24 protein-coding genes are annotated in these 21,706 nt (G+C 70.2%); 9 read left to right on the forward strand and 15 right to left on the reverse strand.

Annotated features, from left to right (window positions below; all coding sequences use genetic code 11):
- From KAK03_RS08075 to coxB, 3 genes are read right to left on the reverse strand one after another with little or no spacing between them, the layout of a single operon-like run.
- Window positions 1-123 carry a cytochrome oxidase small assembly protein gene (locus tag KAK03_RS08075; RefSeq protein WP_210853195.1) on the reverse strand — a complete coding sequence of 41 codons (123 nt, stop codon included), beginning with the start codon at window positions 121-123 and terminating at the stop codon, window positions 1-3.
- Window positions 124-131: 8 nt separating this feature from the next.
- Window positions 132-1,760, reverse strand: a complete 1,629-nt coding sequence (ctaD, locus tag KAK03_RS08080) for a cytochrome c oxidase subunit I (protein ID WP_210853198.1) — start codon at window positions 1,758-1,760, stop codon at window positions 132-134.
- 59 nt (window positions 1,761-1,819) lie between these two features.
- Window positions 1,820-2,968, reverse strand: a complete 1,149-nt coding sequence (gene coxB, locus KAK03_RS08085; RefSeq protein WP_210853200.1) for a cytochrome c oxidase subunit II — start codon at window positions 2,966-2,968, stop codon at window positions 1,820-1,822.
- Between the two features lie 318 nt (window positions 2,969-3,286).
- On the opposite strand from coxB, the gene KAK03_RS08090 reads away from it, so the two are divergent.
- Complete coding sequence (locus KAK03_RS08090) at window positions 3,287-3,862, forward strand: TlpA family protein disulfide reductase (RefSeq protein ID WP_210853201.1); 576 nt, start codon at window positions 3,287-3,289, stop codon at window positions 3,860-3,862.
- Here the strand turns inward: KAK03_RS08090 and KAK03_RS08095 are convergent.
- A complete protein-coding gene (locus KAK03_RS08095) occupies window positions 3,859-4,473 on the reverse strand; it encodes an SCO family protein (protein WP_310738508.1) in 615 nt (204 codons plus the stop codon). The two genes, KAK03_RS08090 and KAK03_RS08095, sit on opposite strands and share 4 nt — an antisense overlap.
- Window positions 4,474-4,490: 17 nt before the next feature.
- Window positions 4,491-5,849, reverse strand: coding sequence for a cbb3-type cytochrome c oxidase subunit I (locus tag KAK03_RS08100; protein WP_256441135.1), 1,359 nt, complete (start codon window positions 5,847-5,849; stop codon window positions 4,491-4,493).
- Window positions 5,850-6,098: 249 nt separating this feature from the next.
- On the opposite strand from KAK03_RS08100, the gene cyoE reads away from it, so the two are divergent.
- On the forward strand, window positions 6,099-6,980 hold the full coding sequence (gene cyoE, locus KAK03_RS08105; protein WP_210853207.1) for a heme o synthase: 882 nt from the start codon (window positions 6,099-6,101) through the stop codon (window positions 6,978-6,980).
- A gap of 28 nt (window positions 6,981-7,008) precedes the next feature.
- Window positions 7,009-7,605 carry an SCO family protein gene (locus KAK03_RS08110; RefSeq protein ID WP_210853209.1) on the forward strand — a complete coding sequence of 199 codons (597 nt, stop codon included), beginning with the start codon at window positions 7,009-7,011 and terminating at the stop codon, window positions 7,603-7,605.
- A 51-nt stretch (window positions 7,606-7,656) separates the two neighbouring features.
- Here the strand turns inward: KAK03_RS08110 and rpoH are convergent, their stop codons facing one another.
- Window positions 7,657-8,580 (reverse strand): RNA polymerase sigma factor RpoH, encoded by a 924-nt coding sequence (gene rpoH / locus KAK03_RS08115; protein WP_210853211.1) that lies wholly within the window; start codon window positions 8,578-8,580, stop codon window positions 7,657-7,659.
- Between the two features lie 226 nt (window positions 8,581-8,806).
- Between rpoH and KAK03_RS08120 the strand changes: the two genes are divergently transcribed.
- Together KAK03_RS08120 and KAK03_RS08125 are read left to right on the forward strand one after the other, a co-directional pair.
- Entirely contained in the window at window positions 8,807-9,958 is a 1,152-nt protein-coding gene (locus KAK03_RS08120; protein ID WP_210853213.1) for a hypothetical protein, read from the forward strand.
- Between the two features lie 90 nt (window positions 9,959-10,048).
- Window positions 10,049-11,206 (forward strand): hypothetical protein, encoded by a 1,158-nt coding sequence (locus KAK03_RS08125; RefSeq protein ID WP_210853214.1) that lies wholly within the window; start codon window positions 10,049-10,051, stop codon window positions 11,204-11,206.
- Window positions 11,207-11,216: 10 nt separating this feature from the next.
- Here the strand turns inward: KAK03_RS08125 and KAK03_RS08130 are convergent, their stop codons facing one another.
- The 4 genes from KAK03_RS08130 to KAK03_RS08145 form a co-directional block, all read right to left on the reverse strand.
- Window positions 11,217-12,191 carry an NAD(P)H-dependent glycerol-3-phosphate dehydrogenase gene (locus tag KAK03_RS08130; RefSeq protein WP_210853216.1) on the reverse strand — a complete coding sequence of 325 codons (975 nt, stop codon included), beginning with the start codon at window positions 12,189-12,191 and terminating at the stop codon, window positions 11,217-11,219.
- A 14-nt stretch (window positions 12,192-12,205) separates the two neighbouring features.
- On the reverse strand, window positions 12,206-12,667 hold the full coding sequence (gene secB / locus KAK03_RS08135; RefSeq protein ID WP_210853218.1) for a protein-export chaperone SecB: 462 nt from the start codon (window positions 12,665-12,667) through the stop codon (window positions 12,206-12,208).
- Between the two features lie 130 nt (window positions 12,668-12,797).
- A complete protein-coding gene (grxC, locus tag KAK03_RS08140) occupies window positions 12,798-13,058 on the reverse strand; it encodes a glutaredoxin 3 (RefSeq protein ID WP_210853508.1) in 261 nt (86 codons plus the stop codon).
- A 110-nt stretch (window positions 13,059-13,168) separates the two neighbouring features.
- Entirely contained in the window at window positions 13,169-13,576 is a 408-nt protein-coding gene (locus tag KAK03_RS08145; RefSeq protein ID WP_210853219.1) for a rhodanese-like domain-containing protein, read from the reverse strand.
- Window positions 13,577-13,679: 103 nt separating this feature from the next.
- Between KAK03_RS08145 and gpmA the strand changes: the two genes are divergently transcribed.
- A complete protein-coding gene (gpmA, locus tag KAK03_RS08150; protein WP_210853221.1) occupies window positions 13,680-14,426 on the forward strand; it encodes a 2,3-diphosphoglycerate-dependent phosphoglycerate mutase in 747 nt (248 codons plus the stop codon).
- Window positions 14,427-14,506: 80 nt separating this feature from the next.
- Window positions 14,507-14,689 (forward strand): hypothetical protein, encoded by a 183-nt coding sequence (locus KAK03_RS08155; RefSeq protein WP_210802848.1) that lies wholly within the window; start codon window positions 14,507-14,509, stop codon window positions 14,687-14,689.
- Window positions 14,690-14,696: 7 nt separating this feature from the next.
- Here the strand turns inward: KAK03_RS08155 and KAK03_RS08160 are convergent, their stop codons facing one another.
- Complete coding sequence (locus tag KAK03_RS08160) at window positions 14,697-15,347, reverse strand: NAD(P)H-binding protein (RefSeq protein WP_210853223.1); 651 nt, start codon at window positions 15,345-15,347, stop codon at window positions 14,697-14,699.
- Between the two features lie 73 nt (window positions 15,348-15,420).
- Here KAK03_RS08160 and KAK03_RS08165 point away from each other — a divergent pair, with 73 nt between their 5' ends.
- Together KAK03_RS08165 and KAK03_RS08170 are read left to right on the forward strand one after the other, a co-directional pair.
- On the forward strand, window positions 15,421-16,353 hold the full coding sequence (locus KAK03_RS08165) for an aminotransferase class IV (RefSeq protein ID WP_210853225.1): 933 nt from the start codon (window positions 15,421-15,423) through the stop codon (window positions 16,351-16,353).
- Window positions 16,350-17,090 (forward strand): sulfotransferase-like domain-containing protein, encoded by a 741-nt coding sequence (locus KAK03_RS08170; protein ID WP_310738509.1) that lies wholly within the window; start codon window positions 16,350-16,352, stop codon window positions 17,088-17,090. Before KAK03_RS08165 ends, KAK03_RS08170 begins: the two co-directional genes overlap by 4 nt.
- A 9-nt stretch (window positions 17,091-17,099) precedes the next feature.
- Here the strand turns inward: KAK03_RS08170 and KAK03_RS08175 are convergent, their stop codons facing one another.
- Genes KAK03_RS08175 through malG form a run of 4 tightly spaced genes read right to left on the reverse strand, consistent with a single transcriptional unit; the run spans window position 17,100 to window position 21,704 of the window.
- The gene (locus KAK03_RS08175; protein WP_210853226.1) at window positions 17,100-17,858 is read right to left on the reverse strand and encodes a sugar nucleotide-binding protein; all 759 of its coding nucleotides are present in this window, start codon (window positions 17,856-17,858) and stop codon (window positions 17,100-17,102) included.
- Window positions 17,855-19,486 carry an alpha-glucosidase gene (locus tag KAK03_RS08180; protein ID WP_210853229.1) on the reverse strand — a complete coding sequence of 544 codons (1,632 nt, stop codon included), beginning with the start codon at window positions 19,484-19,486 and terminating at the stop codon, window positions 17,855-17,857. Before KAK03_RS08180 ends, KAK03_RS08175 begins: the two co-directional genes overlap by 4 nt.
- Window positions 19,483-20,817 carry an alpha-amylase family glycosyl hydrolase gene (locus KAK03_RS08185; RefSeq protein WP_210853230.1) on the reverse strand — a complete coding sequence of 445 codons (1,335 nt, stop codon included), beginning with the start codon at window positions 20,815-20,817 and terminating at the stop codon, window positions 19,483-19,485. The genes KAK03_RS08180 and KAK03_RS08185 overlap by 4 nt, the downstream gene beginning before the upstream one ends.
- Window positions 20,814-21,704, reverse strand: a complete 891-nt coding sequence (gene malG, locus KAK03_RS08190) for a maltose ABC transporter permease MalG (protein WP_210853232.1) — start codon at window positions 21,702-21,704, stop codon at window positions 20,814-20,816. Before malG ends, KAK03_RS08185 begins: the two co-directional genes overlap by 4 nt.
- Between the last annotated feature and the right edge of the window lie 2 nt (window positions 21,705-21,706).

Genomic DNA, 21,706 nt, shown 5'->3' on the forward strand with positions numbered 1-21,706 from the left:
TCAGAGACCGCCCGACATCCACTGCCGGACGATGGTGGTGACGAACACCGCCAAGGCCAGCGCGGTGAGCGCCAGGCCGACGCGGCGGTTGCCGCGGCGCTGCTGCTCCAGATCAGGTTTCATGACGTTCATCAGTGGCTGGCCGTGCCTTGCGGCAGCTTGGGCGGGTCTTCAAACGTGTGGTACGGCGCAGGCGACGGCACCGTCCATTCCAGGCCCTCGGCGCCATCCCAGACCTTGGCCGGAGCGGCCGGACCGCCACGGATGGCCTTCAGCACCACCCACAGGAAGATCAGCTGGCTCACGCCGAAGCCGAAGGCGCCAATGCTGGACACCGCATTGAAGTCGGTGAACTGCTGGGCGTAGTCGGGGATGCGCCGGGGCATGCCCGCCAGGCCCAGGAAATGCTGCGGGAAGAAGGCGACGTTGAAGAAGACGATGGAGAGCCAGAAGTGCAGCTTGCCGAGGCTCTCGTCGTACATGTGGCCACACCACTTGGGCAGCCAGTAGTAAGTGCCCGCGTAGGCCGAGAACAAGGCGCCGGCCACCATCACGTAGTGGAAGTGGGCCACCACGTAGTAGGTGTCCTGCATCTGCACATCCACCGCCGTGATCGCCAGCACCAGGCCGGTCAGGCCACCCACGGTGAACAGGAACAGGAAGCCCAGCGCGAAGAGCATCGGGGTCTCGAAGGTGAGCTCGCCCCGCCACATCGTGGAGACCCAGTTGAACACCTTGACCCCGGTGGGCACGGCGATCAGCAGAGTGGCGTACATGAAGTACAGCTGGCCCGTCAGCGGCAGCCCGGTCACATACATGTGGTGGGCCCAGACGCCGAACGAGATCAGGCCGATGGCGGCAATCGCGTACACCATCGAGGTGTAGCCGAACAGCGGCTTGCGCGAGAAGGCCGGGATCACATGCGACACCACGCCGAAGGCCGGCAGGGCGATGATGTAGACCTCGGGGTGGCCGAAGAACCAGAAGATGTGCTGGAACAGCACCGGGTCACCACCGCCGGCGGCGTTGAAGAAGCTGGTGCCGAAGTGACGGTCGGTCAGCAGCATCGTGACCGCGCCGGCCAGGATGGGCATGGAGGCGATCAGCAGGAAGGCCGTCACCAGCCAGGTCCAGCAGAACATGGGCATGTTCATCAGCTTCATGCCGGGCGCGCGCATGTTCAGGATCGTGGTGATGATGTTGATCGACCCCATGATCGAGGACATGCCCAGGATGTGGATGGCGAAGATGGCCATGTCCATGCCAATGCCCATCTGCACCGACAGCGGCGGGTACAAGGTCCAGCCCGTGCCCGCGGCGCCGCCTGGCACCAGCAACGACGAGACCAGCAGGATGCCCGCAGGCGGCAGCAGCCAGAAGCTCCAGTTGTTCATGCGCGCGAAGGCCATGTCGGACGCGCCCACCATCATCGGGATCATCCAGTTCGCGAACCCGACGAAGGCCGGCATGATCGCGCCGAACACCATGATCAGCGCGTGCAGCGTCAGCATCTGGTTGTAGAACTCGGGCGAGACGTACTGCAAGCCAGGCGAGAGCAGTTCGGCCCGGATGACCAGCGACATCGCGCCGCCGACCAGGAACATCGCGAAGCTGAACCACAGGTACATCGTGCCGATGTCCTTGTGGTTGGTGGTGGTGAACCAACCGACCAGGCCAGGCGCCCGGCCATGGTGGCCGTGGTCGTCGTGGTGGTGGTGAGCCGAGTGTCCGCCCGCCAGGGCTTCTTGGTTTGCTTGCATGTTCAAAACGTCCTCAATGCGCCAAACGGGATGCTGGTGTCAGTGGCCATGCTGGCCCGTCACTTGGCACGCAGGGCCTTGACCTCGGCCGGTTGGATGGCATCGTTCAACTGGTTGCTCCAGGCGTGGCGCTCATAGGCCACGACCGAGGCGATGTCCAGATCGCTCAGTTGCGCACCGAAGGCTGCCATGGCCGTGTTGGGCTTCCCGTTGAGCACGATCTTCAGGTGGTTCTCCTTGGGACCCTTGACGATCGCCGAGCCGTCGAGCGCCGGGAACACCGGCGGCAGGCCCTTGCCGGTGGGCTGGTGGCAGGCCGCGCAGTTCGCCGCGTAGACCTTCTCACCCCTGGCCACCAGTTCGTCCAGGGCATAGGTCTTGTTGGGATCTTCGGCGCCCGCCGCCATGGCCTTCTTCTGCTCGGCGATCCACTCGGCGTACTTTGCCTCGGAGACCACTTCCACCACCACGGGCATGAAGCCGTGGTCCTTGCCGCACAGTTCTGAACACTGGCCGCGGTAGATGCCTTCCTTCTCCGCCTTGAACCAGGTGTCGCGCACAAAGCCCGGCACGGCGTCGGTCTTGACGCCAAAGGCCGGCACCGACCAGGCGTGGATGACGTCGGCCGAGGTGGTCAGCACGCGGACCTTCTTGTTGACAGGCACGACCAGGTGGCGATCCACCTCCAGCAGGTAGTGCTCGCCCTTGGGTGCGTTCTCGCGGATCTGGTTCTGTGGCGTGGCCAGCGCGCTGATGAACTTCACGCCGGCGGCATCGCCGGTCATGTACTCGTAGCCCCACTTCCACTGGTAGCCGGTGGCCTTGACGGTGATGTCAGGCTGGCTGGTGTCGCGCGCAGCGACCAGGGCCTTGGTGGCCGGGAAGGCAATCATCACCAGGATGATCGCGGGGATGACCGTCCAGACGATCTCGATCGTGGTGTTGTCGTGGAAGGTCGCCGCCTTGTGCCCGCGCTTGCGGGTGTGCATGATCAGCGAGTAGGTGACCACGCCGAACACACCCACGAAGATGGCGAAGATCAGCCATGTCAGGAAGGTGTGCAGCTCGTAGATCCGGCGCGCGGTGCTGGTCACCGGCTCCTGCAGATTGATGTCCCACGCGGCGTTCGCTGCGCCGGCAAAGAGGGCCAGCGCCAACACCAGCCATGCCTCAATGCCAACGAATTTCTTGAACGTGCCTCTCGTCATTCTTTCCTCCGGACCTAGACCTCACGCCGACGCACTCCTTGAGCCGCCGCATGAAAAATGGCACTGGCCATTGATAATGCTCAAAGCAATGGCTCAGTCTGCTCGGTTCCCCCGGACGAGGTTAGCACGCCCTACCAGGGGGGACTTGTCAGGGATTCCAGCTATCGCCAAGCCCGTCGCCAGATGTTTGGACAGGCCGCAGGCCCTGCTTGATAAGGATCAGGCAGGCCCGCTGCCCACCGCTGGCGGCTGTCATCCACCCGGTCCCGGCCGCGTCACTCGCAGACCCCAGACCTTGGCCCATCACGACCTCCGGCCATGAGCCGCAACAAGGCGATCGCCCCCCTGCTTCTCGTTGCCGTGGTGGTGGCACTGCTGGCCGCGATGGCCGGTGCCAGCCTGTGGGCGACACGCCCGTCGGCCCGCCAGCAGCCAGCGTCGGCCCCGCCCATGGCGACAACACAGCCCGGGGCCGTCTGGTCGCTCACCCTTCCTGACGCGCGGGGCCGCCAACAGGCGCTGCGGGCCTGGCGCGGCAAGGTGCTGGTGCTGAATTTCTGGGCGACCTGGTGCCCACCCTGCCGGGAAGAGATGCCGGTGTTCTCGCGGGCGCAGACGACCTTCGGCTCCCAAGGCGTGCAGATGGTCGGGCTGTCGATCGACACACCGGACAACGTCGCCCGGTTCGAGGCGGAGCATCCGCTCAGCTACCCCTTGCTGATGGGCGGGGTGGACCTGCTGGAGCTCAGCGTGGCCTGGGGAAATTCGGCCCAGGCGATGCCCTTCACGGCCTTCTTCGGTCGCGACGGACGCTTGGCAGCGGTGCACCTGGGCCCTCTGTCCGAGCCGGCCCTGGAGCAGCAGCTCAGGACCCTGCTCGCGGCCCAGCCCTAGCGTTCGGCCATCAGCTGGCGCAGGTCCTGCGCGATGGCCGCGCTGCTCTCACCGTGCGTGAAGTACAGCCTCAGGCGGCCGTGCGCATCCAGCACATAGCTGCCCGTGGAGTGATCCATGGCGTATTGACCGGGTGAAGTGCCCGGGCGCTTCTCATAGTGCACCTTGAAGGTCCTGGCCACGCGGGCCGTGGCGGCGGCATCGCCGCGCAGACCGAGAAAGCCCGCATGAAAGGCCCCCAGGTACTGGGCCAGCAGGACCTGCGTATCGCGCTCGGGATCGATCGTCACGAACACGACCTGCACCTTGTGCGCGTCCTCGCCCAGCTGTTGCATGGCCTGACTCATGGTGCCGAGCACCGTCGGACACACGTCGGGACACTGGGTGTAGCCGAAGAACAGCACCACCAGCTGCCCCCGGAAACCGTCCAGCCGCCGGGCTTGTCCGGTGTGGTCGGACAGGGCCTGGGCCAGGCCGTCACGGTCCAGGTCGGTGCCGCTCAGGTCGGTGCCACGCCATGGGGTGGCGCGGGGGGCCGCCGGCTGGTCGCACCCCAGCAGCCAGAGCAGGGGAACGCACGTGGCCGCACGCAGCCAAACGGCTCGAGACACCCGGGCTTGGCCCATGTTCAGCCCTCGGCCACCGCCCGTGGTCTCATGCTTTGGATGCAGGCCCACGCGAACATCACGCCGCCAATGATGGCGATCAAGCCGCCCAGGCCCATCATGCCCATGCCGATCTTCTCCGGCAGGGTCGTCAGCACCTGCTGCGCTCCGGCCACCTTGCGCTGCACGCCATAGCCGCCGGACCAGGCCAGCCCCAGGATGTGCATCAACTGACCGCCACCGTAGACCACGGGCTGCCAGCGGGCCCAGGCGGCCTGGACCGGTCGATAGCCCAGCAGCGGCAACAGCGCATAGGTGAGGCCCATGAACGCCAGCGTGACGCCGACGATGGAGCCGTGGTAATGCGCCGGCACCACCACGTTGACCCCGCGAATCATGTAGGCCAGCACGCCGCCGGTGGCAAACAGCAGCAGCGAGAACAACAGCGCGGAGCGCTGCGGGCTGGGCGCCGCGCGCCACACGCCCGGCAGCGCGGTCAACACCAGCGCGCCCAGGGGCAGCATCCACAGATGACCCCACTGCATCAGCTCGGTGAACGCCGCCAGATGGCCGGGGCTGCCCACCGGCCACACGACGTACAACACCGGCACGGCGGCCAGCGGCACGGCCGCCAGCATCACCGCCCAGCGCAGCCAGCGCCCCTGCGAAACGGGCGGCTGCGCGCCCAGCCCATGCACCAGCCACAGCCAGGCCACGCCCAGCAGCAGGGCGTGTTGAAACTGCAACACGTGGCCGGGCCCCCAGAAGAGCAGCTCGAAATAGGCGGTGCCCTGCGTCGCCGGCAGCTGCAGCCAGGTCCAGCCAAACGCCAGCCACGCCATCGCGCCCGCCAGTGCCGCCAGGCGCACACCCTGCCGAAGCGCCCGCTCGCCCGCCGGCCACTCCGGCCCGGAGCCGTTGAGCAGCAGGCAGCGCAGCAGGGTCATCCCGAAGCCGGCGCCGCAGGCCAGCAGGCCGGCCAGGAACACCCCTTGGTCCAGCACCGGGATGTAGTTGTTCAGCAGCGGTTGCGCGCCATCCAGGAACGGTGACACCAGCATCAGACAGGTGCCCAGGGCCGCCAGGGCCCAGGCCAGCCAGCCCATCGGCACCCAGCGGTCCGGCGTGACGATGCTGGTCAGCACGCCGGCGAAGGCCATGAACCAGACCAGCACCGACAGGTCCACGTGCACGACCAGCGCGGCCCGGAAGAGGTTGGTCGAGGAGAACAGCGCCGAGGCACCGGGGGTGCGCGACAACACCAGCACCACGGCCAGCAAGCCAGCACCGACCAGGGCCGCCACGCCCAGCCACAACTGCCCCCTGGCCAGGGCCGAAGCCCCTCCCGAAGGGGCCCTGATGTTCCAAGCATCCACACTCATTGCAGTAACCGAGGATTTCAGCGACCGCGCAGTAGACCACAAGCCTGCCCCTGTGCCGGGCGGCGCGGGATCGGTGGCGGCCGGGCTGGGCCCGACCCCGGGCCGGGGCGCTGGCGGACACCGGCTAGGCCGCTTATGGCCGCACAATCCATCGGTGTCAGCCCCAGCCTTGAGTGCCCTTTCGTTGTGGCAGAGTGCGTGCCTGGGTTATTGCTCTGCCCGCCGCAGAGCCCCTTGAAGATCTCACTCATGAACACCTCCGTCGTCGGCAAGAGTGCCGTCAGCCAGTTTCTTTCGCTGGCCAAGCCGCGCGTGGTGTCGCTGATCGTGTTCTGCGCGGTCATCGGCATGTTCCTGGCGACGCCGGGTGTGCCGTCGCTGCAGGTGCTGGTTTTCGGCACGCTGGGCATCGCGCTGACCGCCGGATCGGCGGCCGCCGTGAACTGCCTGCTCGAGCGGCACATTGACGCGCAGATGGCGCGCACCCGGGGTCGGCCCCTGCCCTCTGGCGTGATCAGCTCGCGCCAGACGGTGACCTTCGCCTTCCTGGTGGGGGGCAGCGGCCTGGTGCTGCTGCACTATTTCGTCAACCCGCTGACGATGTGGCTGACCTTCGGCACCTTCGTCGGTTACGCCTTCATCTACACGCTGTGGCTCAAGCCGGCCACGCCGCAGAACATCGTGATCGGCGGCGCCTCGGGCGCGATGCCGCCGGTGCTGGGCTGGTCGGCGGTGACCGGCACCGTGCCGGCCGAGGCCTGGCTGCTGTTCCTGATCATCTTCATGTGGACGCCGCCGCATTTCTGGTCGCTGGCGCTGTACCGCACCAAGGACTACGAGCGCGCCGGCCTGCCGATGCTGCCGGTCACCCACGGCTCGCTTTACACCCGGCGCTCGATCGTGGCGTACACGCTGGCCCTGATCGTCGTCACGGTCATGCCCTATGTGATCGGCATGAATGGGTTACCCTACCTGGTCTGCGCACTGGGCCTGGGCGGCGTCTTCCTCTACCGTGCGGTGAAGCTGCTGACCCACTACTCCGATGCCTGGGCGCGCAGCACCTTCAAGTTCTCGATCCTCTACCTGGCCGCCCTGTTCGCGGCGCTGCTGGTCGACCACTACCTGGTCTGATGCGGCGGCGCGCGGGGCCCCTTCCCCGATGCGCCGACGCCTGCTCCTCAGCCTCAGCCTGCTCACCGCCCTGGCCGCCTGCCGGCCGGGCGGGCCGAGCCCCAGCCCGTTCAAGGGCATCGACATCACCGGGGCTGAATACGCCCGCCACCTCGACCTGAAAGACCCCAGCGGCCAGGAGCGCCACCTGGGCGACTTCAAGGGCAAGGTGGTGGTGGTGTTCTTCGGCTACACCCAGTGTCCGGACGTCTGCCCCACCTCGATGGCCGAGCTGGCCGCCGCCCGGCAGCTGCTGGGCGCCGATGGCGAGCGTGTCCAGGGCATCTTCGTCAGCGTTGATCCCGAGCGCGACACGCCCGAGGTGCTGGGCGCCTATGCCGAGAGCTTCAAGGCCGGCTTCATCGCGCTGCGCGGCACGCCAGAGCAGACGCAGGCCGCGGCAAAGGAGTTCAAGGTCTTCTACGCCAAGGTGCCGGGCAAGACCGAGGGCAGCTACACCGTGGACCACACGGCGGGCTCCTATGTGTTCGATCCCCAGGGCCGCATCCGCGTGTTCAGCCGTTATGGCGCCGGCGCCGAGACGCTGGCCCATGACCTGCGCGTGCTGCTGAAGGAAGCTGCCTGAAACGCCGACGGCCCCGTCGGGGCCGTCGTCACAGCGCGGGGCGGACCCGGGTCAGGCCGCTTCCAGGGCCTTGCGCATCTTCTTCAGCGCCGCCACCTCGATCTGGCGGATGCGCTCGGCGCTGACGCCGTACTCGGCGGCCAGCTCGTGCAGCGTCATGCCGCCGCTGCTGTCGTCGTTGACCTTGAGCCAGCGCTCCTCGACGATGCGGCGGCTGCGCGCATCGAGCTGCTCCAGCGCATGCGCCACGCCGTGGGTCGACAGCGCTTCGCGGCGGCGCGATTCCAGCACGCGGGTGGGCTCCTGGCGCTCGTCGGCCAGGTAGGCGATCGGGGCGACGCTGTCCTCGCGGTCGTCGTCCTGCGGCTCCAGGGCCACGTCGGCGCCGGCCAGCCGGGTCTCCATCTCGACCACGTCCTCGGGGCGCACGTCCAATTCGGCGGCCACGCGCGCGACCTCGTCGGCCGACAGGGCCTGGCGGTAGGTGTCGCCCTCGGCGGCGTCGCTCTTGAGGTGGCGCTTCATCGAGCGCAGGTTGAAGAACAGCTTGCGCTGGGCCTTGGTGGTGGCCACCTTGACCATGCGCCAGTTCTTCAGGATGTACTCGTGGATCTCGGCCTTGATCCAGTGCAGCGCGTAGCTGACCAGGCGCACGCCCTGTTCAGGGTCGAAGCGCTTGACCGCCTTCATCAGGCCGACGTTGCCTTCCTGGATCAGGTCGCCCTGCGGCAGGCCGTAGCCCAGGTACTGGCGCGACACCGCCACCACCAGGCGCAGGTGCGACAGCACCAGGCGGCTGGCGGCCTGCAGGTCGCCCTCGTCGCGCAGCGCGCGGGCGAAGCGGGTTTCCTCTTCCTGCGTCAGCAGCGGCAGCTGGTTGACGGCCGAGATGTAGGCGTCCAGATTGCCGAGCGAGGGCACCAGGGCCCAAGGGTCACGCAGGGCGACGGCGGTGGCAGTGGAGTGCTGGGTCATGGCGAAGTTGGAGAGGCACGAGGCCCGTTGGTTCCAACAATATTAGCACTCTTGGGAAATGAGTGCTAAGTGCGGGTTCGCCTGCGCCGGCGAGCGGCGAGCGGCGGCGCCAGCGTGCTGGAAAGCCCTGAGCAAATTTCTCCTGGAGAACTCTTGAAGATTCTTTGAGAACGGCCTAGAGTGGCTGCCATGCAAGGGCGCACCCGGCGTCCTGGAGGATCTCGCGATGCACACGTCCCCCCTGTCAGCGCTTGGCCGCTGTTTCGGCCTGCGCCAGGCCGCCACCGCGCTGGCGCTGGCCGCCGGCCTGCTGCAGCCCGCCGCACCGGCGCTGGCCAAGCCCTACACCGTGATCGGCGACGGCTGGGTCACCGACCTGTCGGCCGACGGCCGCACCGCCACCGGCCAGCTGTCGGCCGACTTCCAGACCTTCCGCTGGCGCGCCGAGGACGGCCAGGTGCCGCTGGGCCGGGCCACCACCGCGATCGGCCTGTACAGCGGCACGCCGGCGATCTCGGCCGACGGCGAGGTGATCGCCGGCAGCATCCTCGACGACAGCGGCCAGTTCGGCATCCAGGGACGCTGGACGGCGGCCACCGGCTGGCAGGTGCTGGGGCCGCTGCCCCGCGACGCCGGCCAGATGGACCTGGACCAGGCGGGTGTCTACGGCATGTCGGGCAACGGAAAGGTGGTCACCGGCCTGTACTGGCGCGCCGGCAAGAAGGACGGCCTGGCGCACGGCAGCGCCTGGACCGCGCGCAAGGGGGTCAAGGACCAGGGCAGCGGCGGTCGGTCCAGCCGCATCGACGATGCCAACCACGACGGCCGCGTGATGGTGGGCTGGGACGAGCACCTGGAATGGGGCATGCGCCAGGCCGCGGTCTGGATCCACGGCCAGCGCCAGCTGCTGGAACTCAGCGACTGGCCCAGCGAAGCCGCCGCGGTGGACGCGGCCGGCACCCGCATCGTCGGCCAGGCCTGGGACGCCAGCACCGGCGTCGAGTCGGCGATGATGTGGACGGCCGACGGCAGCGGCGCCTGGCAGCGCCAGCTGCTGGGCGTGCTGCCCGGCACCGAATGGGACGGCTCGGCCTATGCGCTGGGCCTGTCCGATGACGGCCAGGTGGTGGTGGGCTTCGGCCGCACCACGTTCAGCCCGCAGTCCTCGGGCTGGGTCTGGACGCCGGCCACCGGGCTGATGGAGGCACGCGCCTTCCTCAGCGCCCAGGGCATTGACCTGCCCAGGCGCTACCAGGTCTTCGAGGTGAGCGCCGTCAGTGGCGATGGCCGCACCCTGGCCCTGGCCACGCTGGACCGGCAGATCCCGGGCAGCTACCGCGCGCTGCTGGTGCGCCTGCCCCGTCCCGCCGCCCGCTGAGCCCCCCTGGAAGCGCTGGATGTATCCGTTTGTACGCCTCGATTGCTGGGGACAATAGGCGGCAGGCGCCAGGCAGAGCGCACCCCACCCATGAATGACCGACTCCCGGACGCCACCACCGTCGTGCAACAGCTGCGAGCCACCCTCGGCCCGCTGATGGATGCGCACGCCGGACGGCCGGCGCGCGGCGTGCGGCTGACCCGTGAGCTGGGCCTGGACAAGAGCCTCGCCAGCCGCCTGGTGCGCGCCTGTGCCAGCGGCAGCGATGGCGAGTTCGTCCACCACCTGCCCTCGCCCACCGGGCTGCGCAAGCTGCTCGACGCCGCCCTGGGTCGTGGCAGCGACACCGCCAGCGCCGCTGCTGCGGTCGACGGCTACCAGCAGCTGCTCGACAGCCTGCCCGGCAGCCGCCAGACCCTGGAAGCGCAGCTGGGCTGCGGCTCGCGCCTGGTGCGAGAACGCCTGGGCCATGCCTCGCGCCAGGCGGTGTTCAAGGCCCAGTCCTACCTGTTCGGCCACGGCTGCGACACCATCGCCTCGGCGCTGTTCCTGTGGCCCTCGGCCGAGGGCCCCTGGGTCGACGCGCTGGAGGTGCACCGCCGCCGCGGCCTGTGGCGGGTGCAGCCGGACGTGGCCGTGCCGCTGCTGAGCGTGATGCCGCGCACCGCCGCCACCGACGGCACCACGATGGCCCCGCTGCACGGCCAGGGCGATCCGGCCGACTACCTGCTCGGTCCGGCGGTGGCGCTGCAGGTCATCCAGGACGGCCCGGTGACCACGCTGGTGCTGCCGCCCGAGCTGGACCCGCTGCCCGACGCGCTGGACACCGCCTACCAGGTGCGCCACGCGCTGCCGCTGGCGCGGGCCGAAGGCTGGCAACGGCTGCGCAACTACATGCTGCACACGCCCTGCAAGCGCGTCTGGCGCGAGCTCTACCTGGCCCGCGACCTGTGGCCCGGCGCCCGCGCCGACACGCTGTTCCAGCTGCCCTCGCCCTCGGGGGTGCAACTGCCCGACGCCACCCCGGACCAGCCGCACCACCGGCGCCTGGCCCTGCAGGCGCCCTTGACGGAGCTGGGCACCGACCCCCTGGCCACACAGCCGGACGAGCTGCCGGACCACGCGGCCGTGCTGCGCCACGCGCTGGCGCTGGCCGGCCTGTCCGGCCAGGCCTGGCGCGGTTGGCGCAGCGAGCTGGCCTACCCGCTGCCGCTGGTCGAAATGCAATGGCTGCTGCAGCCCGGCTGAGCCGGCGGCGCTATTCGGCCCGCGCCTCGCGGCGCATCAGCAGCTCCACCAGCTGGCGGGCATCCACCTGCCCCTGCAGCAGCGCATGCACGCCCTGCGCAATCGGCATGTCCACGCCCAGCGCCGCAGCGCGCTGCACCACGGTGGCCGCGCTGTAGACGCCCTCGGCCACATGCCCCAGGCGCTGCAGGATGCCGCTCAGGTCCAGGCCCTCGGCCAGCAGCAGGCCGACGCGCCGGTTGCGCGACAGGTCGCCGGTGGCGGTGAGCACCAGATCGCCCAGGCCGGCCAGGCCGGCGAAGGTGTCGGTGCGGGCGCCCAGGGCCACGCCCAGGCGGGTCATCTCGGCCAGGCCGCGGGTGATCAGCGCAGCGCGGGCGTTCAGGCCCAGCTGCAGGCCATCGCACACGCCGGTGGCAATGGCCAGCACGTTCTTCACCGCGCCGCCCACCTCCACACCGATCGGGTCGGTGGAGCTGTAGATGCGCAGTGCACCGCGGTGGAAGGCCTCGACCGCCCGCTCGCGCACCCGCGCCTCGGGACTGGCCACCACCAGCGCCGCCGGCAGGCCGGCGGCCACTTCCTGTGCGAAGCTGGGGCCGGAGAGGATGCCGCAGGCCAGGCCCGGTGCGCAGGCCGCCGCGATCTCGTGGCCCAGCAGGCCGCTGCCCGCCTCGAAACCCTTGCACAGCCACAGCACCGGGGTCGGGCCCTGCAGCGAGCCCAGCATGCCGCGCAGCGCCGCCATCGGCGTGGCCAGCACGCACAGGTCGGGGCCGGCCGCCAGCGCCTGCGACAGATCGGCGGTGACGCGCACGCGCGCCGGCAGCGGCACGCCAGGCAGGTAGCGCGCGTTCTCGCGCGCGGTCTGCATCGCGGCGGCCTGCGCCGGGTCACGGGCCCAGAGGCTAACCTCATGCCACGAGGCCGCCGCCACCGCCAGCGCAGAGCCCCACGCGCCAGCGCCCAGGATGGCCAGACGCATCCGGGGTCAGGCGATCAGTTGACCGCGGGCGCGGCGCCGTCGCCGGCCGCCTGTTGCAGCTGGGCTTCGTACATGGCCTGGAAGTTCACCTCGGCCAGCAGGATCGGCGGGAAGCCGGCGCGCGTGCAGACATCCGACACGATGGCGCGCAGGTACGGGTAGACCATCTGCGGGCAGACCACGCCCAGGATGCCCTGGATCTGGTCTTCGGGCAGGTTGCGCAGCTCGAAGATGCCGGCCTGCTTGGCCTCGACCAGGAACAGCGTGCGCTCACCGATCTTGGTGGTCACGGTGGCGGTGACCGCCACCTCGTAGACGCCGTCGGCGATCCCCTCGGCGCCCATCGCCAGCTGGATGTCGACCTGCGGCTGTTGCTGCTCGAGCAGGATCTGGGGCGAATTGGGCTGCTCCAGCGACAGGTCCTTCAGGTACATGCGCTGCAGCTGGAACACGGGGGCGAGTTCTTGGTCGGCCATGGGGAAAGCTTTCTGCAAAGACGACAACGGCCGGCCGCCGGACATGGCGGCCAGCCTGGGTCAACCGCAGAGTGTAGCGCGCGGACCAGGCGGCCCGGCGGCAGCGCGGGAGGTGGCCGGGACCGGCCGCTCAGGCGCCCTGCAGCAGCGGCATCAGGCCACCGCGCTGGTCGAGTGCCACCAGGTCGTCGCAGCCGCCGACGTGAGTCTCGCCGATGAAGATCTGCGGGACGGTGCGGCGGCCGGTCAGGCTCATCATCTGGTCGCGCTGCACGGGGTCGAGGTCGACGCGGATTTCCTCGATCTCGGCCACGCCGCGCTGCGACAGCAAGGCCTTGGCCCGCACGCAGTACGGGCAGACCTGGGTCGTGTACATCTTGACCTTGTTCATGGAAGACACGCTGGTGGGTTCGGTCACCGGTATTGTCGGCGCGCCGCCGCAAGACTGCAGCGCAGCGCGCACAAAACCCTGGTCCGCCGACCCGGATTCGCCCGCGCCGTTCAGCCCTTGGCGCCGGTGACCACCGGCAGGCTGGCCTCGCGCCAGGCCCGCATGCCGCCGGCCAGCACGCGCACGTCCTGGTAGCCCTGCTTGCGCAGCACCGCCGCGGCGCGCTGGGCGCGCGCGCCCGAGGCACAGGTCACCAGCAGCGGCAGCGCCTTGTTGCTGGGCAGGCCCTTGGCCTCGTCCAGGCTGCCCAGCGGCACGCTGCGTGCGCCACCGATGTGGCCCTGCTCGAACTCGGCCGGCTCGCAGACATCGATCACCGTGGCCTTCTCGTGGTTCATCAGGCGCACCGCCTCGGCCGGCGACACGCCCGAGCCCCCTTGCAGGCTGCCACGCAGCAGCAGCGCGCCGGAGACGACGGCGACGAGGATCAGCATCCAGTTCTCGATCACGAATTGCACGGGGCAGGCCTTTGGAAAGTCAGGAAGAGCAAAGCGCCCGGATTATAGAATTCGGGGTTTGCACCAAGTCTGACGCGGGCCTTCACACCCGCCCTTCACCGCCATGTACAAGCTCGTGCTGATCCGCCACGGCGAATCGACCTGGAACCTCGAGAACCGCTTCACCGGCTGGACCGACGTGGAGCTCACGCCCACCGGCGTGTCGCAGGCCCTGTCGGCCGGACAGTTGCTGAAGGCCGAGGGCTATGAGTTCGACGTCGCCTACACCTCGGTGCTCAAGCGCGCGATCCACACCCTCAACCATGTGCTCGACGGCATGGACCGCGCCTGGCTGCCGGTGGTCAAGGACTGGCGTCTGAACGAGCGCCACTACGGCGGCCTGCAAGGCCTGAACAAGGCCGACATGGCCAAGCAGTACGGCGACGAGCAGGTGCTGATCTGGCGCCGCAGCTACGACACCCCGCCGCCCCCGCTGGACGCCGCCGACCCGCGCGGCCAGCGCCAGGACCCGCGCTATGCGCGTCTGGCCCCCGAGCAGGTGCCGCTGACCGAGTGCCTCAAGGACACCGTGGCCCGCGTGCTGCCCTGCTGGAACGACACCCTGGCCCCGGCGATCAGTGCCGGCCAGCGCATCGTGCTGGCCGCCCATGGCAACTCGATCCGCGCGCTGGTCAAGTACCTGGACGACATCAGCGACGCCGACATCGTGGGCCTGAACATCCCCAACGGCATTCCGCTGGTCTACGAGCTGGGCGCTGATCTCAAGCCGATCCGCAGCTACTACCTGGGCGATGCCGCCGCTGCTGCGGCCGCCGCCGCCGCGGTCGCGGCCCAGGGCAAGAAGGCCTGAGCCAGCGCACGGACGCGGGCCGCCACGGCGGCCCGCGTCCGTGCGATCATCGCGGCACGCCACCCCCGGAGGAGCCCGCGATGCAGACCCTCGACGAGATGCTGGAGCGCCACCTGCTGAGCCCGGCGCAGCACGCCGAGATCCGCGACTGGGTCATGCGCGAGCGCACCCCCGAAGGCATCCTGGCGATGCCAGAACACCTGTGGCGCCGGCTGGAGCTGGCCTGCGTGCTGATGGGCGGCGTGCCGGGCGACCCGGCCTGAGGCCCGCTCAGCGCGGGCGCCGCAGCGCCCCGGACAGCAGCACCTGCCGCCCCTGCACCGTGGGCACGCCCGCCCGCAGGGCGGCCGCCACCGCCGCGGCCGGGATCGGCCGGTAGTTCGCCGGCACCAGCGGACCCAGCCAGCGGCCCAGTGCCGAGGCCCAGCGCTCACCCGGCCGCTCGGGCTGGCCCAGGGCCGCGCGGTCACCCTCCAGCATCGATGGCCGGACGATCAGCAGCCCGTCGAAGGGCAGCGCGGCCAGCGTGTCCTCCAGTTCGCCCTTGACCCGGCTGTAGAAGACCGCCGAGCGCGCATCGGCACCCATCGCGCTGACCAGCCCGGCGCGGCGCGCTCCCGCCGCCAGCGCGGCACGCGCCACGGCCAGGTTGGCGTCGAAGTCCACCGCGCGGAAGGCGGCCTGGCTGCCTGCCACCTTGATCGTCGTGCCCAGCGCCAGGTAGACCTCGTCGCAGGGCGGCAGCGCGGGCAGCGCAGCAAAATCCACCACCAGGGCCTGCAGCCGCGGGTGTGACAGCGTGGCGGGCCGGCGGCCCAGGCTGATCACCTGCGCCACGCCGGGATCGGCCAGCAGCCCCTGCAGCAGGTGCTGGCCCACCAGGCCGGTGGCGCCGGCCATCACGACAGTGCGTCCGCTCATCAGGGTCTCCTTCGCATGCAACAGGGTGCGGCCGCGTAGACTGCGGCGCATCACCAGTATCCCCCGCTTGACGATGGCCCAGAGCATCCACGACTTCCACGACGACCCGCGCAATGCGGACATCCGCATCTGGATCAACGGTCGGCTGTTTCCACGCGCCGAGGCGGTGGTGTCGGTCTTCGACAGCGGCTTCGTGCTGGGCGATGGCGTCTGGGAGGGCCTGCGCGTGGTGGACGGCGAGCCGGTCTTCCTGGCCGCCCATCTGGACCGGCTGTTCGAAGGCGCCCGCGCGCTGGCGCTGGACATCGGCCTGAGCCGCGCGCAACTGGCTGCCGCGCTGCGCGAGACCCTGGCCGCCAACGGCATGCACGACGGCGTGCATGTGCGGCTGATGGTCACGCGCGGCATCAAGCGCACGCCCTACCAGGACCCGCGCGCCTGCATCGGCAACGCCACCGTGGTGATCCTGCCCGAGTTCAAGCGCCCCAAGCCCGAGTTGCTGGCCCAGGGCCTGAAGCTGTTCACCGTGCATGTGCGCCGCGGCGCGCCCGACGTGCAGGACCCCAAGCTCAACAGCCACAGCAAGATCAACTGCATCACCGCCTGCATCCAGGCCACCGAGGCAGGGGCCGACGAGGCGCTGATGCTGGACCCGCACGGCTTTGTCGCCACCTGCAACTCCACCCACTTCTTCATCGTCAGGAAGGGCGAGGTCTGGACCAGCAGCGGCGACTACTGCCTGGGCGGCATCACCCGCGCCAACGTGCTGCAGGTCTGCCGCGAGGCCGGCATTCCGGCCTTTGAGAAGAACTTCAGCCTGACCCAGGTCTACAGCGCCGACGAGGCCTTCTGCACCGGCACCTACGCCGGTGTGGCGCCGGTGCGCTCGGTCGACGGCCGGGCCTTCGATACGGTGCCCGGCCCGATGGTGCAGCGCCTGCAGGCACTCTATGCCGACCTGGTGCGCCGCGACGTGGCCGCCGCCCGGGCCGGGAGCACGGCGTGACGCAGACACCGCTGCGCGTGGCCATGTGGAGCGGGCCGCGCAACATCAGCACCGCGATGATGCGCTCCTGGGAGAACCGCGGCGACTGCGCGGTCAGCGACGAGCCGCTCTACGCCGCCTACCTGGCCGCCACCGGTCTGGACCATCCCGGCCGCGACGAGATCATCGCCCAGGGCGAATGCGACCCCGCACGCGTGGTGGCACAGCTGCTGGGCCCGGTGCCGGGCGGCCTGCCGGTCTGGTACCAGAAGCACATGGCCCACCACCTGCCGGCCAGCCTGGCCCTGGACTGGGTGGACGGCCTGCACAACGTGCTGCTGATCCGCGACCCGGTGCGGGTGGTGGCCTCCTACGTGAAGTCGCGCGCCGAGGTGGCGCCCGAGGACCTGGGCGTGCTGCAGCAAATGCGCTTGCTGGAGCACCTGCAGGCGCGCCACGGCCAGGTGCCGCCGATCATCGACAGCGCCGACTTCCTGCAGCGCCCCGAGGCCCATCTGCGCGCGCTGTGCGCCCACCTGGACCTGGACTTCCGCCCCGGCATGCTGCAGTGGCCGGCCGGGCCGCGCGCCTCGGATGGCGTCTGGGCCCCGCACTGGTACGCCGCGGTGTGGCGCTCCACCGGCTTCGAGCGGGCGGCCGACGAGGCTCCCGTGCTGACGGGACACGCCGCCGAGGTGGCCGAAGCCTGCCGCCCTGCCTACGAGCAGCTGCGCGCACTGCGCTGGCGCATCGACTGAGTCGCGTGCTCAGGCCCTCGCCAGGGCCAGCCGTTCGCTCAGCGGCGGCAGACGCAGCGCGCCGCCCTGCAGCCGCTGGTCGTGGCGGTAGCCGTCCACCGCCTGCACCCGCCAGTGGTCGCGGCCCGCGGCGCGCGCCAGGGCGCGCGCGATGCGGTCGAAGCGCCAGCCGTCGCCGGCATTGCTGTCCAGGTGCAGCACGCCCGGCAGCGGATCCTGCAGCAACTGGGCCAGCGCCTCGACCGTGTCGTCGATGAAGGAACAGGCCGGTCGCCAGTGGCGGCTGGCCTCGATCACGCCCTGCTCCTGCTGCCAGCGCTCCAGCGTGGCCAGCATGGTGTTGCCGCCACGGCTCAGGTCGATCTGCCAGCCCAGGCGGGCGATGCAGGCAAAGGGGTGGGCGCGGCGGATGGCGTCCTCGCAGACGATCTTGCCGCGGCCGTAGGCGTCGCGCGCCGTGCGCGTGTCGCTGGGCTGGTGGGGCCCGTCGGGCTGGGCGTCGAAGACCATGGCGGTGCTGGTGAACACGAAGGGCCGGTCGCCCTGCGCCGCCCACCAGGCCATCCAGCCGGCCCAGTGCGCATCGCCGGTGGCCAGGTGGGCGATGGCATCGGGGCGCACCTGGTCGAGCCAGGCGCGGCCGGCGGTCTCGTCGTCCACCGACTGGCGCGCCCGGTCCCAGCCGATGACCTCGTGGCCATCGGCGCGCAACCGCGCCGCCAGCACCGGCGCCAGCGTGCCGTTCAGGCCGGTCACCAGGACCTTCATGCGTTCACCCCCTGGGGGCGCAGCACCGCCACGCCATAGGGTGCCAGCGGCACCCGGTCCAGCCGCTGCGGCGCGGCGATCGGCGGGCTGGCCAGCAGCACCTCGGCGGTGGGGCCGGTGCCTGCGGGCAGGCCCCGCACCGCCACCTCGCAGGCCTGCTCGCCCCAGTTCAGCAGCACCAGCGCCAGCGTGCCGTCCGCCGAGCGGCGGCCGAACACCAGCACCGAGCTCTGGTCGGCGTGCAGCGGCCAATGGGCGCCGGCGTGCAGCGCCGGGTCGTCCCGCTTGAGGGCGATCAGCGCGCGGTACCAGTGCCACAGCGAGTGGGGGTCGGCGCGCTGCGCCGCCACATGGCGATCACCCCAGGTGCGCGGCAGCGGCAGCCACGGCGTGCCCAGGCTGAAGCCGGCGTGAGGGCCGGCGTCCCACTGCATCGGCGTGCGGGCACGGTCGCGTGGGTCGGCCCGGGGGCGGCTCAGGCCCAGCGGCGCGGCGGCCAGCTCGGCCTCAGGCAGGTCGGCCATGCCGATCTCCTCGCCGTAGTAGACCAGGGCGGTGCCGCGCTGCAGCAGCGTCATGGCCGCCGTCAGCCGGGCGATGGCGTCGTTGTGCACGCCGTCGCCAAAGGCGCTCCACTGGCGCCAGTGGTCGTGGTTGCTGAAGAAGCTCACCGGCGTGCGGTCGTGCAGCAGCGCCTGGGTGTCGTCGATCAGCCGCTGGAAGAACGGGGCGTCGCGCTGCCAGTGGCGCGCGTAGACGAAGTTCATCGGCAGCTGGATCTCGTCGCCCTGCTCGCCGTAGGCGGCGCGCAGCTCGGCCAGGGTGTCGGTGCAGGACTCGCCCAGCAGCACGCGTTCATCGTCGAAACCGGCGTTGAACTCGGCCAGCACCGCGCGCAGTTCGCGCAGCACGCCGTGGTTCTCGGGCCGGTTGCTGTTGAAGGGCTGCAGCGGCCAGGGGGGCTGCCGGTCGGGGTCCGGGTCGTCCGGCCAGGCGGGGTCTTCGAAGAGGAAGGCGGTGGCGTCCAGGCGAAAACCGCTGGCGCCGCGGCGCAGCCAGAAGCGCGCGACATCGGCCATCGCCGCGCGCACGCCCGGGTGGTGCCAGTTCAGGTCGGGCTGCTGCGGCAGGAAGGCGTGGTAGTACCACTGGCCGCTGCGCGGCTCGTGCGTCCAGGCCGGGCCGCCGAACACCGAGCGCCAGTTGGTGGGCGGGCCGCCATCGGGGGGGCCATCGCGCCAGACATACCAGTCGCGCCGCGGGTGCTGCGGCGAGCTGCAGGCCTCGCGGAACCAGGGGTGCTGGTCCGAGGTGTGGTTGAGCACGAAATCCACCAGCAGGCGCATGCCGCGCTGCCTTGCCTGGCGCACCAGCGCGTCCCAGTCGGCCAGCGTGCCGTACTCGGGCGCCACATCGCAGTAGTCGCTGACGTCGTAGCCGAAGTCGGCATTGGGCGAGGGGAAGAAGGGCGTGATCCAGATCGCCTGCACGCCCAGGTCCCGCAGGTCGTCCAAGCGGCTCGCCAGGCCCGGCAGGTCGCCGATGCCGTCGCCATTGCTGTCCTGGAAGCTGCGCAGGTAGACCTGGTAGATGACCGTGTCCTGCCACCAGGGCGCGGCGCTGGTCATGGCGCGTCGATCTGCCAGGCCCAGGGCGCCAGGCGCTGCACCCCGGGCAGCGCCGCCAGCGCCACGTCCTGCGGCTGGTCGCTGACGTTGACCACCACCGTGACCTGGTCGCTGCCCTGGCGGCGGCGGAAGGCGAACACCTGGGGGCTGCCGCCATCCAGCAGCTCGACGTCGGCGCCGTACTGGCCGTTCCACAGCGCCGGGTGCGCATGCTTGAGCGCCAGCAGCCGGGTGTAGAGCGCCTCGTGCGGGAAGCTCGACAGATCCATCGTGTCCTTTTCGAAGAAGGCCAGGCGCTTGCGCAGCCCCGCCTCCTGGCCGCCCAGGATCAGCGGCATGCCGGGCAGCGTGGCGGCCAGCACGGCCATCGCCGGGAAGGCGTCACCGTAGAGCTCACCGTCGTGGCCATGCCAGGAGTTGTGGTCGTGGTTGCTGGTGAAGCGCATCCGGTAGGCGCTCTTCGGGAAGGCCTGGCCGGCCTTGCTGAGCGGCGGCTGGCGCACCCAGGCGGCCAGGTCGCGCGCATCGGCCTGGCCCTTGGCGACCTTGGTGAGCACGTCCGTCAGGTCCCAGCCGTAGGTCATGTCGAAGGCTCGCTCGTGCAGGTCCACCTCGGACCACTCGGCCAGCATGAACATCGGCTTGATCGCGTCCAGCTCGGCGCGTGCCTGGTCCCAGAAGTCGGTGGGCACCAGGCCGGCCACGTCGCAGCGGAAGCCGTCGAAGTCGGCCTCGCGAACCCAGAAGGCCATCGCGTCGATCATCGCCCGGCGCAGCGCGGCGCTGGCGTAGTTCAGCGCCACCACATCGGTCCAGTACTCGACCTGCGGCGTGCCGGCATTGAAGGTGACCGGGAAGATCCGGCCCTTCGCATCGAGCTTGTACCAGTCGGTGTGCGCCTGGGTCCAGGGGTGGTCCCAGGCGGTGTGGTTGGCCACCCAGTCGAGGATCACCTTGAAGCCCATCGCGTGTGCCTCGCGCACCAGCGCCCGCGCATCATCCAGCGTGCCGAACTCGGGGTTCACCGCGGTGTAGTCGCGGATCGAGTAGTAGCTGCCCAGCGTGCCCTTGCGCTCCTGCAGGCCGATCGGCTGGATCGGCATCAGCCACAGGATGTCCACGCCCATGCGGCGCAGCCGCGGCAGGTGGGCCATGAAGGCGCGCAGCGTGCCCTCGGGCGTGTACTGGCGGATGTTGACTTCGTAGATGTTGGCGCTGCGGGTCCAGTCCAGGTGGGTCTGGGCGGCAGGCAGGGCGGCGTGGCTCATCGTGGGCAGGCAGGCAAGGACCGGCGTCAGCGACGCGGCCAGGTTGAAGTGGCGGCGCCTCATCCCTTGACGCCGCCGGCGGCCAGGCCGGCGATCAGCCAGCGCTGCGCCAGCAGGAACACCGCGGTGATCGGCAGGCCCGAGAGGATGGCGGCGGCGGCGAAGTCGCCCCAGCGGAAGTTGTGCTCGTGCACGAAGAGCTTGGCGCCCACGGCCAGCGTCAGCTGGTCCTGCTGCGTCAGCAGCACCGAGGCCACCGGGTACTCGATCACCGCGCCGATGAAGGCCAGCAGGAAGACCACCGCCAGAATGGGCAGCGCCATCGGCAGCAGCACGCGCCAGAAGGTGGTCCAGGTGCCGGCGCCGTCGACGCGGGCGGCCTCCTCGATCTCGGTGGGCAGGGTGTCGTAGTAGCCCTTGATCGTCCACACGTGCATGGCGATGCCGCCCGAGTAGGCCAGCACCAGCGAGGCATGGGTGTTCAGGCCGATCGCTGGCACGGCGGCGCCCAGGCGGTCGAAGATGGCGTAGATCGCCACCAGCGCCAGCACGGCCGGGAACATCTGCATCAGCATCAGACCCGTCAACACCTGGCGCCGGCCCCGGAAGCGCATGCGCGCCAGCGCATAGGCGGCGGTGGTGGAGAGCAGCAGCGTGACCAGGCCCGACACCGTGGCCACCTTGACCGAGTTCCACAGCCAGCGCAGCACCGGCAGGTCGGGCTCGACGAGGCGGCCATCGGGCGCGGCGTAGGGCAGGCCCAGCACGTAGCGCCAGTGCTCCCAGCTGATGGTCTCCGGGATCAATGAACCGGCGGCGAAGTTGCCCGGCCGCAGCGACACCGACACCACCACCAGGAAGGGAAACAGCACCACGGCACACAGCGCCAGCAGGAAGGCGTGGGCGGCCAGCTTGCGCCAGCGCTGGGATCGGCTTTGGACGATGGGCATGT

This window comes from Ideonella alba (assembly GCF_018069845.1).
In the GTDB taxonomy this organism is placed as follows: domain Bacteria; phylum Pseudomonadota; class Gammaproteobacteria; order Burkholderiales; family Burkholderiaceae_C; genus Ideonella; species Ideonella alba.